General features: G+C 40.1%; 14 protein-coding genes and 1 tRNA gene. 8 read left to right on the forward strand and 7 right to left on the reverse strand.

Features of this window, described 5'->3' with window-relative positions; all coding sequences use genetic code 11:
* Positions 1 to 60 precede the first annotated feature (60 nt).
* A complete protein-coding gene (locus tag ACK1I8_RS04290; protein ID WP_412468108.1) occupies positions 61 to 2,154 on the reverse strand; it encodes an HRDC domain-containing protein in 2,094 nt (697 codons plus the stop codon).
* Positions 2,155 to 2,381: 227 nt separating this feature from the next.
* Between ACK1I8_RS04290 and ACK1I8_RS04295 the strand changes: the two genes are divergently transcribed.
* Positions 2,382 to 2,455, forward strand: a tRNA-Ile gene (locus ACK1I8_RS04295).
* Positions 2,456 to 2,708: 253 nt separating this feature from the next.
* Here the strand turns inward: ACK1I8_RS04295 and ACK1I8_RS04300 are convergent.
* A complete protein-coding gene (locus tag ACK1I8_RS04300) occupies positions 2,709 to 3,401 on the reverse strand; it encodes a DUF421 domain-containing protein (RefSeq protein ID WP_412468109.1) in 693 nt (230 codons plus the stop codon).
* Positions 3,402 to 3,764: 363 nt separating this feature from the next.
* Entirely contained in the window at positions 3,765 to 4,055 is a 291-nt protein-coding gene (locus ACK1I8_RS04305; protein ID WP_412468110.1) for a hypothetical protein, read from the reverse strand.
* Positions 4,056 to 4,548: 493 nt separating this feature from the next.
* On the opposite strand from ACK1I8_RS04305, the gene ACK1I8_RS04310 reads away from it, so the two are divergent.
* The gene (locus tag ACK1I8_RS04310) at positions 4,549 to 7,101 is read left to right on the forward strand and encodes an MASE3 domain-containing protein (RefSeq protein ID WP_412468111.1); all 2,553 of its coding nucleotides are present in this window, start codon (positions 4,549 to 4,551) and stop codon (positions 7,099 to 7,101) included.
* A 225-nt stretch (positions 7,102 to 7,326) separates the two neighbouring features.
* Here ACK1I8_RS04310 and ACK1I8_RS04315 read toward each other — a convergent pair whose 3' ends face one another.
* The 4 genes from ACK1I8_RS04315 to ACK1I8_RS04330 all read right to left on the reverse strand — a co-directional run bounded on the left by ACK1I8_RS04315 (position 7,327) and on the right by ACK1I8_RS04330 (position 9,878).
* Complete coding sequence (locus ACK1I8_RS04315; RefSeq protein WP_412468112.1) at positions 7,327 to 7,551, reverse strand: hypothetical protein; 225 nt, start codon at positions 7,549 to 7,551, stop codon at positions 7,327 to 7,329.
* A 179-nt stretch (positions 7,552 to 7,730) separates the two neighbouring features.
* Entirely contained in the window at positions 7,731 to 8,180 is a 450-nt protein-coding gene (locus ACK1I8_RS04320) for a hypothetical protein (protein WP_412468113.1), read from the reverse strand.
* Positions 8,181 to 8,448: 268 nt separating this feature from the next.
* Complete coding sequence (locus ACK1I8_RS04325; protein WP_412468114.1) at positions 8,449 to 8,790, reverse strand: helix-turn-helix domain-containing protein; 342 nt, start codon at positions 8,788 to 8,790, stop codon at positions 8,449 to 8,451.
* A gap of 71 nt (positions 8,791 to 8,861) precedes the next feature.
* Positions 8,862 to 9,878, reverse strand: a complete 1,017-nt coding sequence (locus ACK1I8_RS04330; RefSeq protein WP_412468115.1) for a response regulator — start codon at positions 9,876 to 9,878, stop codon at positions 8,862 to 8,864.
* A 172-nt stretch (positions 9,879 to 10,050) separates the two neighbouring features.
* Here ACK1I8_RS04330 and ACK1I8_RS04335 point away from each other — a divergent pair, with 172 nt between their 5' ends.
* The 6 genes from ACK1I8_RS04335 to ACK1I8_RS04360 all read left to right on the forward strand — a co-directional run bounded on the left by ACK1I8_RS04335 (position 10,051) and on the right by ACK1I8_RS04360 (position 16,723).
* Positions 10,051 to 10,881, forward strand: a complete 831-nt coding sequence (locus tag ACK1I8_RS04335; protein ID WP_412468116.1) for a helix-turn-helix domain-containing protein — start codon at positions 10,051 to 10,053, stop codon at positions 10,879 to 10,881.
* Between the two features lie 392 nt (positions 10,882 to 11,273).
* Positions 11,274 to 12,383 (forward strand): hypothetical protein, encoded by a 1,110-nt coding sequence (locus tag ACK1I8_RS04340; RefSeq protein WP_412468117.1) that lies wholly within the window; start codon positions 11,274 to 11,276, stop codon positions 12,381 to 12,383.
* An 11-nt stretch (positions 12,384 to 12,394) separates the two neighbouring features.
* The gene (locus ACK1I8_RS04345) at positions 12,395 to 13,555 is read left to right on the forward strand and encodes a hypothetical protein (protein ID WP_412468118.1); all 1,161 of its coding nucleotides are present in this window, start codon (positions 12,395 to 12,397) and stop codon (positions 13,553 to 13,555) included.
* A 26-nt stretch (positions 13,556 to 13,581) separates the two neighbouring features.
* Entirely contained in the window at positions 13,582 to 14,712 is a 1,131-nt protein-coding gene (locus ACK1I8_RS04350) for a hypothetical protein (protein ID WP_412468119.1), read from the forward strand.
* A gap of 60 nt (positions 14,713 to 14,772) precedes the next feature.
* On the forward strand, positions 14,773 to 15,804 hold the full coding sequence (locus ACK1I8_RS04355) for a gliding motility-associated C-terminal domain-containing protein (RefSeq protein ID WP_412468120.1): 1,032 nt from the start codon (positions 14,773 to 14,775) through the stop codon (positions 15,802 to 15,804).
* Positions 15,805 to 15,811: 7 nt separating this feature from the next.
* Positions 15,812 to 16,723, forward strand: coding sequence for a PorP/SprF family type IX secretion system membrane protein (locus ACK1I8_RS04360; RefSeq protein WP_412468121.1), 912 nt, complete (start codon positions 15,812 to 15,814; stop codon positions 16,721 to 16,723).
* Positions 16,724 to 16,790 lie beyond the last annotated feature (67 nt).

Raw genomic sequence — 16,790 nt, forward strand, 5'->3', positions numbered from 1 at the left:
GTTGGCGGGCTAAAATGGGGCTGCGAAAGTATTAAAAAAAGTGTTAAGAACTAAATTTTTTTAAAATAACTCGCTGGTGCCCAAATGTGCATTTACAATGCGGGTAATCTGTTGGCCAAGTTCTTTTGCATTACCAATACCTACACTTTTCAGTGCAGCCAACTGATCAGTCGTTCTTGGCAATTTTTCGGCAATAGAAAGTAGTGCTAAATCAGAAAGCACGGCATGATCCTGAGTGTTACGCTGCTGTGCGATTGTTTTGCGCCATTCGATCAAGTTTTTGTATACCTGAGGATTGGAAATTTCTTTTGGTTTAATACTCGTTTTTACTGGTTTTTTCTCTTGCGGTTTATTGCCAGCTGCGTGTAAAGTATGGATATAATCTTTGATTGAAAAAGGATTCCACGAAATTTTAAACAGTGCTAATTTGATCTGAAGTGCATCATTACAATTGTTTAATACCGTAAGCAGTTTATCGGAGTGTGTATCATTATAAAAGTTGATCGATACAATTTTAGCCGTTAAGGCAGTGAGCTGTTCCAGTTTTGGAACAAAATAATCAGATGCTTTTTGCAAACGGTCCATAAAAGCATGTTCATCAGCCGGATTTTGATCAGTATCGATTTTTGAAAATTCCTTTGCAATAAAATTTTTGGCTACCTTAAAGATCTCATGCTGAAAAATCTGGTTTCCCTGTTCGTAGATAGATAAAAAGGCATTGAGCTCATCTTTATCGATCAGTTTGGAGCGCCCGAGTTTTTCCCAGTCTTTGGCCACCAGCGAGAAATCCAGAAGTTCGTGGATCAAGCCCCAGGTATATTGCTGTGTATATCGCGCTAGCAATTCTGGAGTAGGTTTATCCTGATGAGCAGCTTTCGAGAAACTGATCACCTTGGCATCGGTAATGATATTTTCAGCCATTACAGGCGATTTCAGGATAAGTCCTTCCAGGCTTCTGCAACGGCTCAGCGCTACGTAGGCCTGTCCGTGGGTAAATGCGGTACTCACGTCCACTATTGCCTGATCAAAAGTTAATCCCTGGCTTTTATGCACGGTGATGGCCCATGCCAGCTTAAATGGATATTGCGAGAATGATCCGGTGCTGGTTTCATCGATTTTATTTTCCTTATCGCTAAGGCTATATTTAACATTCTGCCAGATTTCTTTTTCTACTTCGATTTCCCTGCCACCATTGGTAAACGTTACTTTTATCAAATCTTGACTGATTGCGGTAATTTTAGCCGCTTTTCCGTTGTAGAACAGTTTTTTACCGGAAGAATCATTTTTAATAAAGATAACCTGTGCGCCAAGCTTTAACTGAAGTTTTTCGTCGGTAGGATAGGCATCTTTAGGGAAATCGCCACTTACCTCTGCGTTGAATTCGAAAATTTCTCCTGGCAATTTTGCTAAACAGCCTTCGTTAATTTCGTTAACCAATTGGTTGTGCGTGGTAAGGGTAATGTAATCATCTTTCCATTCCTGATCTAAAGAGGGATCGTAACGTTCATTCAGTTTGGCAAGAAGGTCCGCATCCAGGTTATTTTCACGCATGCCGTTCAAAATATCAAGAAATATAGGGTCCGACTGACGATAAACTTTGTCCAAAGTGAACGTCAGCATCGGCGTAGACGTGAAAATCAGGCTATCGAAAAAGTAAGGGCTGGAATAATAACTGCTCAAAATGTGCCAGGCATCGTGAAAAATAGGCGAAAGCTGGTAAAGATCACCAATCATTAATACCTGCACACCACCAAAAGGACGATTAGAGCCTTTAACACGTTTTAAAGTCCGGTCGATAAAATCAATCAGATCAGCCCTGACCATACTAATTTCATCAATGATCAACAGATCAAGGCAGCGTAAGAGTCTTGTTTTTTCATCTGAATATTTAAAATTGGTTTCTGCATATTCATCAACAACGGGAACCAATGGCCCGAAAGGAATCTGAAAAAAGGAGTGGAGCGTAACACCACCGGCATTTATGGCTGCAACAGCAGTAGGTGCAACAATGGCGAAATTCTTTTTGGTGGTATCCCTGATTTTTCGAAGAAGGGTAGTTTTACCCGTTCCGGCTTTGCCGGTTAAAAAAACAGGCTGATTGGTGGTAGTTAAAAAATCTAAAAGAAGTTGGTTGTCCAGGTCAGGCGTATTCATATCAATTACAAAATTAACCTATTGGGAATTGATTTTAAGACAGGTTAAAGGGTGTTTTATCCACATTTTAGAGGTAGGCGTGGAAAGTGTTATTATCATGATTAAAATTAAGCGCTTGAAAATGAGTTTGTATTCTTCTTTTTTATGAAAAAATGCAGAAAACATTTTCTTAATTTCAATTCAAATTTGTAACATTGCACTCTCAAAAAAAGGAATACCTTTTTTCCGGGCCTATAGCTCAGCTGGTTAGAGTAGAAGACTCATAATCTTTTGGTCCCTGGTTCGAGCCCAGGTGGGCCCACTGCTTTAAACCCCTTTAAGGAATGCTTAGAGGGGTTTTTTGTTGAGTGAAAGGCTATTTTGCAACCTAAACTTACCCGCTTTTGCTGTTAACTTTCAAAGCAATTGATGTTTAATTGAAATTATTTATGCCAGATCTTGTTTCAAAGTCATTAGCAGAGGATTTCAATAATTGACCGAATTAAAACACGGTAAAGTATGTCAGCTAGGGGATATATTTGTTTGCGATTTTGATAACGGTTCCCTTCCCTAAGTTATTTTACCCTTGGTCCTTCGTCTGCTTTTACCCACTCATCATGTTCGCAACTGGTGCATTCGGCTTTTTGTCCTTCACCAATTTGGTGGACTTTTCCACAGAAGCTACAGGCATAAATCCCTTCGCGGTCAACTATTCTGGACGCTTTTGCAAATTCTTTGGGCATAATCGGCAGGCCTGGCTGCACCTCTTCATCTGAAAAAAAGAAGATGCTTACGCAGCCGGATGTTTCCAGTATGGCCGTTTTAACCTGGCCGAGATGGGAAACGCCCTGTTGCCGCAGTTCCGAAAAGAATTCGTCCTGGGCAAGGGCTTCCTTCCGGAATTCATGAACGGAAAACATGCCCTCTTCAATGATGTAGGTAGCTTTGCCTTCAACCAGGTCGTCAAATCGCTTGCTTTTGGCCATTAGATAGGTGGTAAGCCTGTAGGCACCCACAATGATGGCGAAAATGGCTAACGGTACCATGAGCCCGATTTCCTTATAAAACATCGGATCTCCTGCTGCGGAGCCCAGACTGATGATGACCACCATTTCAAATACCGATAACTGTCCTACACCGCGCTTGCCCAGAAGCCTTAGCCCGATTAATATGATGAAGTACATCAATATGGTGCGTATGGCAATCTCGATGAGAAATCCCCACTTTTCTTCGCCCACCATTATTTTGGTCCAGTCGATATCCTGCATATTGAGATTTGTTTTGGTGTGAATCAGTTTAAAGTCGCCTTATAAAGTTTAATGTAATATTTTCAAAGTTGATCTGCCTGGTATTTTCATTGCCAATGTATGAATATCAAAGGATTAGATTCCCTATTTTTTATATTGAACAGCCTTTGATCACATCTGGTAATTCGCATTTGCATTCATCACCAACTATTGAAAAGTATTTTTTTAAATGTTTAACCGCAAAGTTCCTTCCTGTTTCAATAATATTAGCCATGCGGGGATCGTCTTCCAAAATAAAGATATTTCGTCCAGTTATCAATATTGATTACGTTATGTTTCCGATCTGGTTAACTGAAATGTGTGGTCGGGAGTGAAATGCCAGTATTATTTTTTTTTCTCCGTAGAAGTTTCAGTGCTACCTTCTTCATACTTTTTTTCTCCATTTTCATCCTCGCGTACAATAAGCGAATGCGGTGCGGCAGATGATGGATTGCTTCCGGTTCCCGAGATCTCGGGGATGGTTGGGGTATCGTTGTTGTTGTCTGTTGAGGGCTGAATTGCTTCGGTGTTCCCCAATGCGGCCTGGGCAAGCTTTTCCTGATCATTCAGGTGTTCTTCTTGCTGCTCTTTTTTGTTTGTGTTGTCTTCCATAATTTCTGTATTGTAGGTTAACATCAAAAACAGTTTAATAGTTTGCTTACTATAAAAATGTAAGTTTGAAGATGCGTGGTGTGAAAAAAAAATAGCGATGCTTATAAGGCTGTTCTGGCGATTCAGGCTTGGGAGCAAAATAGCTATACGGATTAAAATCAGCCCGCTTAATGGCTCCGCCAGGTAAATGCTTGAGACCTTAACTGCCGGCAGGCCCGTCATCTTGACCAGCCAAAGATCTGTGGCCAGTTACCCCCATGCAGCTATTTATGCAGTGCAGGCCAGATTTCTGTAATCACGTAAATATTAATGGTAAAAAATTGCTTTGATCATTAAAGCCGCATCCTCTGGCCTTTACCAGGATTGACATGAAAAAGCGCTTGTCTCCGGCCCAGCTTTTCTTTTTTAACTGATTTTTTCATAAAGCAGATTAAAATTTTGATCAGATCAATTTCTCAGTTGTTATTTCCATAACACTTCTCAATAGCCTATATTTGCTGTTAGATTATTTATATCCTTGCAAAATATCACCTCTCTTTTCAACCGTTACTATCGTACCGCATTTGGCATTATTTGTCTGATGTTAATTTTTGTTTACAGTAAAAGGTTTGGCTACATACTTTTCCATACTTTGGTTGAGCTTTTTTCCATCGTAATAGCTTTCGCAGTGTTTATTGTTGCGTGGAATTCAAGGAAAATGCAGGATAATAAATACCTGCATGTTGTGGGGATTTCCTATCTGTTTATTGGTGCGCTGGATTTATTACATACATTGAGTTATAAGGGGATGAATATAATCCCCTTACCCGGATATCCTGCCAACCAGTTCTGGGTGGCCACACGTGGTATGGAGGCAATGATCTTTTTAGGCGGTTTTTTAATGATTGGTCGCAAACGAAAAGTGAATACTGAGCTCATTTTCCTTTTATATTTTGTAGTGTCTTCACTTATTGCGGCAAGTATTCTGGTATGGAAGATATTTCCGCTTTGTTTTGTGCCCGGAGTTGGTCAGACCCTTTTCAAGGTGGTATGTGAGTACATCATTATTTTACTGTTGTTGGGAAGCTTGTTTCTGCTTTACAGAGGAAGGGCTAATTTCGATCAAAAGACTTACCAACTTCTTTCTGGTTCTATCATAGCGGCCATCCTGAGTGAATGTTGCTTTGCTACTTATACATCAAACTATGGCCCTTTAAATGAATGGGGGCATTATGGTAAGCTGATTTCTTTCTTTTTGATTTACAAGGCTAATGTACAAATGGCCTTTGAGAAGCCTATGGCAAGTATTTTTCGTGAGCTTAAGGCCAGCGAGACAGAATATAAGGCTTTGGCCGAAAACCTTCCGGATGTGATCATGCGTTTTGATGAAAACCTGGATTGTATCTATATCAACCGGGATATCAGTAAAATTCCGCAGTTTGCTGATTCCGATGTTCAATCGTTGAGCAAACGAATCTGGAATGAATTGAAACAGGCGCTTTCAACAAGGAAAAGTATTGCCGGAGAGCTGGAAGTGAACATGCAGCAAAGCCACTATTATTCATTTCAGATCATTCCGGAAATCTTCGACAATGCTTCTGAGATTAGGCTTTTGGTTATTTTTAGGGATATCACTATCGTCAGGAAGGAGAAACTGCATCTGTCGAAGCTTCTGGATACCCTTCCGCAACAAGTATGGACAGCCAAAGCTGATGGCACTATTGATTATGTTAATGGGGTGATCATCCGTGATTTTGCACTTGATACGGATTCTCGTTTTGGTATTGGGTGGCAACACTATGTTCATCCTGATGACTTGCAGGAATGTACCAGGGTATGGATGCTTTCCCTTAGTAAGGGTACCGAATACCAGGTTCAGTTCAGATTGAAAATGGCAGATGGTCAATATCTCTGGCATCTGGGCCGGGCCGTGCCGATCTTGGAAAATGGTGAGGTTATATTATGGATTGGTTCGAATACCAATATAGATCTGCAAAAGAAAGGGCAGGAGCAGCGGGATGAATTTATTTCTATCGCTTCGCACGAATTAAAAACACCATTAACCAGTATTAAGGCATTTAACCAGCTGCTTGCCAGAACGAACGATCTTGAGCGGGCAAAATCTTATTTACAAAAAGTAGATGTGGCTACAACTAAACTCGAGAGCCTGATTAATGATTTGCTGGATGTGAGCAAGATCAATGCAGGTAAGCTCCAGTTTAACAAAACCACTTTCAACCTAGACCAGCTGATTCAGGAATGCTGCGAAAACCTTCAGCTAAGCGTTAATACCCATCGGATCATCTGGAGTGGAACCGAACAAATCAATGTATGTGCTGACCGTTTCAGAATGGAACAGGTAATTGATAATTTACTTAGTAATGCCGTAAAATATTCCCCTAATGCAGATGTGGTAAATGTTACGTTCAAAGTTGAACAGGAATCGATTATTATCGCTGTAGAAGATCATGGTATAGGTATTGATAGTCGGGAACTCGAAAAGCTTTTTGACCGTTATTACCGATCGGATAATGCTGCGGAGCGCTTTGGCGGACTTGGCCTTGGGCTTTTTATTTCTTCCGAAATCATTAAAGCTCATCAAGGTACATTCTGGATTGAAAGTGAGCTTGGAGTAGGGACTACAGTTTATATACGTGTTCCGTTGAAAGAAACAGTGGTTATAAAGGACCCGGTTACTAAAGGGCAGAACTACAGCAATGAATACCTTACCATTAGTTGTAACGATCAGCAAGGCTGGATGGAGGCAAATTGGACCGGACATCATAATTTTAAAAGTGTGCAAAATGGGGGGCTTAAGATGGTAGAATTGCTGAGGTCATCAGGACTTAAAAAAGTACTTAATGATAATAGAGAAGTACTTGGTAATTGGTCGGAGGCATCGGACTGGGCAGGAAAGGTTTGGTTTCCGATGATGACCGGAGCAGGTCTTCAGAATTTTGCCTGGATCTTATCTCCAAGTATCTTTGCTCAACTTGCCGCACAGAAAAGTTTCGATGTGTCGGACGGGAAAGCTAATGTTCGTTTTTTTTATGACATAGAGGAGGCTAAACGTTGGTTGAGAGAAAACTAATAAACCCAAGCCCTCAACTCTTTAATCGTTCTGATCATTTCAGTCAGCCTTTTTTTAAACGGCTTTCCGGAATAATTTTGCAATTTCTGCGTACAATAAAAGCTCTCTGGAGCGAGCAAAGATTTTTTTAACATGCCGATACCTGCGAACGGATTTTGATCTTTAGTAAGTTATGAATTGAAGATAATTCCGGCAGTAAGATTTATCTTCAATCTATAAAATTTTTTATATCCCCGCTCTTATTTTATGTGCCCGAAGATAGTCGATTAATGACTTTGGGTGATCGGTCTGTAATCCCTGAATGCCTAGTTTTATTGCTTTCATCCCATCATCGGGTGTTTCATTTGCTTTTTGCACATCCATAAAAATACTGATGCCCATGGTTTTTAGCACTGGCAGTAATGTTTCATCATGATAGCCGGCGAAATTATGCCTTAAATTATATTTCACAAGCCATTTAATTATATAAAAGACAGTAACTCGACACGATATTCAACTCAAGAGCGCAGCCAGGCTTACTAAAGCTTTCTGGATTTACGATGATTCGCTTCTGTTTTAGAAATTTAGCGGGCTTTACCACCAGGCTTGTTATGGGGAAACTAACCAAGTGTGTTACTGTTGATTTTTTCTTACAACAACATCATCATAAAGAAAAATATCCCCGACCCCATGAACAACTTGGTAAAAAGCCTGGTTTGCCTATGGCGGTAAATACAAATCAGATTCGCAACACCCAATAAAAAGAAATATGTTAGATAGCCAAATTGCGTGATGAAATCAGGTCTAACGATACTGTAATATAAATCGATCCACAGATCATGTCCGTTATAAGCGAAATATAATAACCTGTTGTCCGCATTTATCTTTGGTAGATCCGCTTTCCTGATCTTAAAACTAATAGGCTGTCCTGCATCAATTATCCTCGTTTTAAATAATGAAAGCGAACCATTGCCCGGGTTATAAAAAGTACCAGGTTTTCCCTCAATTTGAAAAGAGAAGTATGGTATTCTGGTTTTGGAAGCGTTAACATTGTGTATTCTTCCATTGATCTCTACCAACTGTTGCGATTGAACAAACATGCGCAATGGTATATAGCAGAATCCTATCAATGATAATAAAACAGTTATCTTTTGTAAATGCGGTTTGATCGGGTTCAAATTGTAAAATTTTGTTATTGATGTTATCAAACAACAATAGTAATGCATCGTGTTTTAACCGCAAGTTAAACGTTTTTACCTTTGATGTGAAAGATCGGCTTCGGTTATATATTGATGTGGCTAATTTTTCAGTTCTTTATTACCTTCAGAACGGCAGGCATTTGTGAAAGTCCGGATCGGCTGCATCACCTTAGATATCATGTATCCGGTTAATGATTTGGTTCCTGTTACTAATATTAAGCTTTTCAAAAATTTTTCTGGAATGGTATTTAACTGTGCTGACGGAAATAAATAACTGATCTGCAATTTCATTATTCTGCAACCCTCTTATCATTCCGTTAAGAACCTGACGTTCTCGTTCCGAAAGGTTAAATTTTTCCATTAATACCTGATTGATGTTTTCCGGATTGAAGATCATTTTTGGGTGTTCCGATATTATGGGATAGAGATAATGACTTAGGATTTCTTTACTTTTCTGACTACCGTCAGCTGTGATATTAATGATGATTGTAATATTGTCCGCTGTTTTCATGAACGATGTTTTTTCTTACCATATAAGATTTAGGGGGTACCCTATGTTCTGGGTTTTGACATTTGCTTCAATTATGAATTGAAGATGTGTAATAAATTTTCCCTGGTTATCGGTTTATCTAAAATTCCCTTGATCTGACGATATTTGATGATGCTATCGATCGTAGACGGATCAGTGAACGTAGATGATAAAATGATTGGCGTGTCAAGCATAAGCTTATCAATAGTTTCCAAAAACTTATTTCCCATGGATTCAGATATTTCAAATTCCAGAAAGATCAGGTCAGTCGGGTGTGTCCGGATAAATTCGGAAGCTTCATCAACCGACATAAAAGAAAAGACGTTGAAATTTTTTGAAATGCTCTTTAGTAAAGATCGGGTAACCATATGGCTCAGTCTTTCACTTTCGATGACCATGATATTTTTAATATGCTGGTTGATAAATTTCGGTGCAATATTAATCTTTGGAGTAGCTAACTCTGAAATGTGGAAGGTTTCTTCTATACTTTTAAGCATCACTGCCGACTGTCTGGCCAGGAGGTGGAATTCAGCTGAAAGTTTTTTATAGATGTTTTTGTTATTGCCTGAAAAGCAAAAAGATGCATCATTAATCGCATTCAAGCCGATGCTCAAAGTTTTATTCATTAATTTTGAGAAATCCTGAAGTCTTCTGATACGGGTTTGAATGGGGGATGCGTCGATCTCTCGCTTATGCTCCAGGATACAATTATATCCTATATGCTGCTGCTGGTAGAAAATTTTAATCAAACGCAGTTGTATACTGATATTATTGAGTGCTATATGTATATCTACGATCTCATCATTGATGTTGTGATCAAGAAAATAATGCAATGCTGACACGGCTTTCTTGTCATTAATTAACTTCGCAAATAATGATGTGTCAACTTCGATTGTGGTATTTAATATTGTTCTGAAAAAATTAATGGTATTTTGCGAATACTCCATGATTTTACCTGATGAATCCAGATGCAGATAATTATCGTTCATCATGATGGGGAGAAGCGATGTTAACAACACTTTCGTTTGATTATGCTGGTTAAATTTGTGATTGATTTTGATGCGTTTCATATGATATTGGTTTTCTAAGAAGTATTTGGCAGTTATTGTTGTTTGTATTCGCAATAATACTTGTCGTTTTTCGCTATATTTGTTACAATTGTTTCATTACAAGTTTTATGTTTGTGAAATTTTGTAAATCAACTACATTTACGATTGTAAATCTGCTAAAATTAAAAGCATAATGCAAGATATTATTTCAAAAAAAAGTATTGGGGAAAGATTACGATCGTTGCGATTGTCTAAACAGCTTTCACAAGCCGAAGCCTCTGATTTGTTGGGCTTGTCAAGGAGTCATTATTCTCAGGTGGAGTTAGGGAAGCAGTTCCCGTCCTATGCTGTTCTTTCGAAGGTGGCAGAGGTGTATAATAAAGAATATGAATGGATACTTCATGGCGATCTTTCTCATTCTGTTCCTGTTTCAGATGCCAAGGCGATAATTGATGGTTCGGTTCAGTCGATATCTAAATCTCACGTAACCGAAGTAGAGCCGGTTTCTTCCGGTAGTCAGGAAGTGTTGTTGGTTAAAAGCGAAGACTTTCTGTTGTATCTTAAATTCCGCGATCAGCAATCCTTTCTGCATAGCCTTCCAAAATTATATCTTCCCTTTCAGCAGCTTTCCAAAGGGCCTTATCGGGCATTTCATGTAGAGGGCGATAGGCCTGAAGTTTCATTGTGTGATCAGGATATTGTAATTGGTGAATTGGTAAACGATAAACTGCGTGTAGTTTTGTCGAGGGTTTATGTTATTGTGCTCAATGATCAGATAGGTATCACCAAGATTTTAGGGTATGATGCCGAAGGCTTTTTTGAATGCCAATCCAAATCTAATCAGTTTCTAAACGATCGTATTGAAATAGATTCTATCATGGAAATTTGGGAGGTCAAGCTTAAAATTACCTTTGCTATCACCAAAAATTTTGGGCAGGGTGAGTCCTACCGCGGTGTGGACCATACTATTCGTGACTTAACTCAGGAGATTAATAGGATTAGGGCTTTGGTAGATCGTCCTTAATACTGATTGTTGCCTTTGTTTCTTGTTTATCGCATAGGGTCCTGGGCTTTTATGTGATTGTTGGGTTTGTGGGGTTCTTCTGTTTATGATATTATGGGCAAGAGCGCCTAAACTCTTGCCGTTTCTTGTCCTGTATTCTCTTTTATGGAGGTTCAGGGATAATCTTTTTGCCTTTTAACTTCATGTGTTTTTTTTAATGCAGCTTAGCCGTTGTAATTGGCCTTGGTTGGGTTTTCGTGTGGGCTGTTTTCATTTGGTATCAGAAATTAAATATTTTGAAATAATATTGCTATTAATTTGCAATTAATTATTTCATTTTCTAATTTTGTGAAATAATATGTTTCATTTGCTTGTATAGCATATGACCAGACAAGATAGACAAACAATATTTTATGCAAAGAAAATTACTAATTCTATTAACGGTATCCCTTTTATTCGGCATTTCGCCGGTATTTGCACAAGCTCCCCAACAATTTAATTATCAGGGGGTGTTACGCAATCAGGATGGAAGTGTTGTTGCGGGAAAAAGCATTTCGTTACGTCTTTCAATCTTAAACGGTTCCGAGCAGGGAGATGTGCAATACACGGAAACGAGAAATCTTACCACCACATCATTGGGTATGTATACTGTAGCTATTGGTTCAGCTGGTGCCATCAGCAGTTCTAATAATTTTTCGTCTATCAATTGGGCGCTCGGTTTAAAATATCTTAAGGTGGAAGTTGATTTAAATGGCGGCCGCAATTTTGTTGCTGCAGGTACAACACAGCTTTTAAGCGTGCCCTATGCATTGTATGCTGCAAATGCTGTTGCAGGAAAGGATGGTAAATCTGCTTACCAGATTTGGTTAGATGCCGGCAATACTGGGTCTGCTACTGATTTTTTAAATTCCTTAAAGCTGACCGGACAAAGTGCAGGTGGTGATCTTTCAGGAGATTTCCCATCTCCATCGGTGGTGAAACTACGGGGCGTTGAGGTTAGTGATGAGACTCCCTTAGCAGGTCAGGTGCTTCGGTTCGATGGAACTAAATGGGTGCCTACATCAGTACCCGCAGTTGCAAGTGCAGATGTGGTAACAAGCCAGCCTGATATCATTTCCCTTTCAAATGCTACCGGCGCTACACTTAAGGAACTGGGGATTAATCTCAAGCCTGGTGCGCCCGCTTCTTTCTTGATAACCGACGAAACACAACAAATTAAATGGCAGTCGGCGGCAGAAAGCGGATTAGTCAAAGGTAAAATCGCAACGGTCAGTTTTAATTCTTTAGATAATGGGACCAGCAAGATCCCGGCTAATGATGTAGCTAAAGCAAAAATAACTGTTGTTGGCGCGCAGGTAGGTAATTCAGTCTTCCTTAATAACGTAGCAGATGAAACAGAATACTCCATTATTTCATCATGGGTAAGTGCTCCAAATGAGGTTAGTATCAGATTGGCTAATTACCAGCCAATCCCCGTCGATATCAGTGGCCGGCAGTACAAACTTCTTCTCATTCAAAATTAAACAAAAATTATATGAAACAATTTTTACTAAAATCAGTCCTGATGATTGGACTGTTGTTTGCTACTGCATTTTTTGCAAAAGCTCAAAAATTTGGCGATAACCTTGGTAATCATACGGCTACCAAAGATTTACAAATGGCTGGAAAGTCTATTTTTAACGCTGAAGGTATTGCCATCGGAACGGCTACCATCAGCAATGGAAGTGTTGCTTTACAAATAGGCAGTACAAATAAGGCCATCTTAATTTCTTCAGTAACGGCCAATGCCGATATTACGACACCCGTAAACGGTATGATTGTATACAATAATACCGATAACAAGTTCTATTTATATCAAAATGGCGCGTGGGTTACATTTGCACTTTCACTTAAGGCCAGTACTGATGGTATAGAAAGTGCTTCCAATGCAAATGGTTACACGCTTACCCAGGTCGGACAGGAAACAGTACTTAAATTAGCTCCTGCAGATGCTACGAATCCCGGAATCGTAACTACTATTGATCAAACCTTTGGAGGTAATAAAACTTTTAATGGAAATGTCAACGTAGCAACGGGTGCCAGTTTAAATGTTGTTGACGGTGCTACAACTTTAGGCGGGACATTATCTGTTGCTAAAGATGTTACCGTAGGTTCTGCATCAGTTCCGGCAAATAGCATTCTGAATGGGGCCTTGAGCGTAAACGGGCAATCTACCCTTACGGGAGCCATAGCGGGAGCTTCAACCCCTACTTCTGCGATTAAAATTATTAATCCGGTTGATGTTTCAGCGTCAGATATACAATCATATCTTGTAGTGGATGCAGATGGAAATGTGAAAAGAGGCGCCTCCAGTAATGCGAGTCTTGCAAAATATCAGATTCCGGTACCTTTGGGCACCTCGGCTGCATTTGATCCCGAAGGCAATTCAGGTGTCGAATTTACGCTAAACATTAACGAAATTAAGGCTAACGATGCGATTGTAGTAAACTTCGCTGCTGCTGACCTTGCAAAGTTTGCCGGCTTAACCATACTTTCTGCAACCGCTAGTGCAGATGGTATCGTTAAGGTTAACATAGCCGACTTTAGAAATCCTGCCGTAGCGGGTTACACCGTTCCAGCCATTGATAGTGCAAACCTGATTGTTACCAAATACAACGCAGCAAATGTGGTGTTAGCGCTTACTCCAAGACCGTAGTTCAGGGCAGAATATTATAATCAAATATGAAAACAACGCTTTTAAAAACGATTACGGTTACAGGACTGTGTGTCCTGGCCGTAGGCTTTGCGCAGGCTCAGACCCAAAAAATGGGTGATAACCTGGGTAATCACACCGCCACCCGTGACCTGCAACTTGCCGGCAAACAAATTTTAAACGCATCTGGTGTAGTAATTGGTGCCACAGTAGCAGCAAACAACAGTGTCGCGTTACAGATTACCGGGGCAGATAAGGCAATTCTTATCTCTAATGTGGCCGCTAATACTGACATCGTCACTCCGCTTAACGGTATGATCATTTATAATACCACCGAAAATAAATTTTATCTCTATCAAAACAACGCATGGGTAACATTTGCCCTCTCTTTAACTGCAAGTACAGACGGAATAGAATCGGTATCGAATCCTAATGCGTATACGTTGACTCAGGTTGGACAAAATACTGTCTTAAAACTCGCACCTGCTGATGAAACTAACCCGGGTGTGGTTACCACTGGTGTGCAGACACTGGCAGGTGATAAATCTCTGAAAGGCAGTTTTTCACTGTTAACCGGAGGAAATTTAACTGTTACCGACGGAACAACGAATCTGAATGGTAACCTTACGGTAGGGGCGACTGGTGCAGTTGTACAAACCACCCTTAATGGTGGGCTTACCGTATCTAATAAGACTACACTTAACGGAAATACAGGTACAAATTCGAGTCCTGTGAATGGAATTGTATTTTCAAATACCGTTCCGGCGTTAAATACCGAAGCAGAAAACTTTTTAGTTGTAGATGCAGCTTCTGGCGAAGTAAGAAGATCATCTTTTGTGGCCAATGCGTTCTTTAAGCAAAAAGTAACTGTCCCGACATTTACATTGGGTGCAAACGAGGCCACAAAAATAGTGCTTACCGTGCCTGGCGTGCAGCAGAACGACGGTGTGGTTGTAAATTACGATGCCGCAGATCTTGCCGCCACACCAGGTTTAGAATACATTTCTATATTAAATGCTACAGCAACCGATAATTTGCAGGTAAGTGTTGCCATTGCAGATATGAGACAAGAAAATGCAGATGGCACACCACTGGTGCCTGCATCAACCCTCTTAAGCGGTAAAAAATTCGTGGTTACACGTTACAGACAAACTCCATAAATATAAAAAATAGCACCGGTACGGCTTCCATGTCAATACCGGGGCTATTTGCGGGAACCTATGAGAAAAATTTACAGATTCATATTTCATGTTTTAGTAATGTTGGCCTGGACAGGCGTTCGTGCACAGTCTAACAGTGCAGATGTGTTCAGCGCATCTGGTGGCCATGCTACTGTAAATGGAACAACTGTTGAATGGAGCGTTGGTGGTACTGCGGTAAGTTCCACCGCCTCATTACCGAACGGAGCGCTGTTGACGCAGGGCTTTTTGCAGCCAATTGATCGGATGATTCAGCTGATGCTCATTTTTGATCCGCTTTCTTCAAAAACGTATGAAGATGTAGATTTTCAGCTTTTTGCCCATGCCAGTGATGGTAGTCCTGTCGAATACATGAGTACCAATACTGATGTAGCAGTTATCTTAAATGGGAACACCGTAAAGATAGTGGGAGCGGGAACGGCTAACATCAGGGCGACGATAAAAGGAACCAGTATCTCCAAAGATCAGCCTTTGCTGGTTGATAAGGCCACGCAGATGATCACTTTTGATCTTATACCTGTATTGTATAAAGGCGATCCTGCTTTCACGATGAATGCTTACTCGAACAAAGGGCTGCCTGTAGCTTATCATAACTCAAACCCTTTTGTTGTTCGGGTTTCGGGAAATATCATTACCCCCGTTGATCTTGGCCGTTCAACGATTACCGTAAATCAGGCGGGAAGCCAGAATTACAAAGCTGCAGAAGTAACACAACAAGTACAGGTCATCAGCAGGGAAGGGGATGATATCAGTGTGCCTCTGGCCGTTACTCCAAATGGAGATGGAATGAATGATGTTTTGGTTATCAAGGGGATAGAGAACTTTCCTGATAACAATGTTGTGATTGTGAACCGAAACGGTACAAAGGTTTTTGATGTAAAAAACTACGATAATTCAGAAATTATTTTTAATGGAAGGGGAACTTACAATGGCTCATTCAATGGTCGCATCAGGACTGATAACTTACCGGCAGGAACCTATTTCTATTCTATTGTATATCGGCGTGATGGTGTAACGAAACGTAAGACAGGATATTTTGTACTTAAGTATTAGATAAGAAATGAATAAAATTAAAGTTTTTTTGATGTTCATCCTATTGGTCGGGTGCTTGCCATCTTTCGCTCAGCAGCAGTTCACCTATACGCAATACATTGATAATATCGCGCCTATAAACCCGGCCTGGACGACTACCAGGAAAGTTTCAGAATTTAACTTCCTGGCTCGCCAGCAATGGGTTAATGTAGAGGGCGCGCCCCGTACGTTTATGGCTAATGGGGCCTTTCTGCTGGAAGATATCGGATCATCGGTTGGATTTAATTCAATGACTGACCGTGTGGGGCCCGAATCGCTAACAGAATTTAATTTATTTTTTGCAAAATCAGTGCAGTTACAAAATGATCTTTACTTTTCTACAGCCTTAAATGGAGGTTTTCGAAATTATAACATTTTATATTCTTCATTGCAGACCGATGATCCTCTGTTATCAAATTCCGATGTTAGAGATAACCGTTTTAATGTTGGAGCAGCCATTATGGCTTATGTACCAGGAAAATTTTATGCAGGTGTTTCTATCCCCCGCATCAATCTTGGAAATGCAAAGGGAAGTTTGAGTGATGTGGGCTACTTCAGAAATTTCTATTTTGCCAACCTGGGCTACTTGGCGAATTTAGGCGATGACTTTAGGCTGGAAGCAGCTTCGGTATTAGCCTACACTTCAAATGTTCCTTTACAGGTAGATGTATCTTCTAAAATATGGATCAGGGAAACCCTTGGGGTAGGATTTAATTACCGTTCTAACAATGAGTCAGCGTTACTCACATCTTACAGGTTAGGGCAATTCAATATGGGTTATAGTTATTCTTTTGTTTTCGGAAATAAAAGGGTTGCGGGTTTTCAAAACGCTACTCATGAAATTACGTTAGGTATCCGTCTTTCAGGCAGTGAAAGAGATCCCCGAACATGGTATCGCTAACCATGATAACAGAGATGTTGAATTGGCCAACTTAGACATAGAATGGTGAAACAATGTTGGTGGAACG

The sequence above is a fragment of the Pedobacter sp. KLB.chiD genome (genome assembly GCF_047040275.1).
In the GTDB taxonomy this organism is placed as follows: domain Bacteria; phylum Bacteroidota; class Bacteroidia; order Sphingobacteriales; family Sphingobacteriaceae; genus Pedobacter.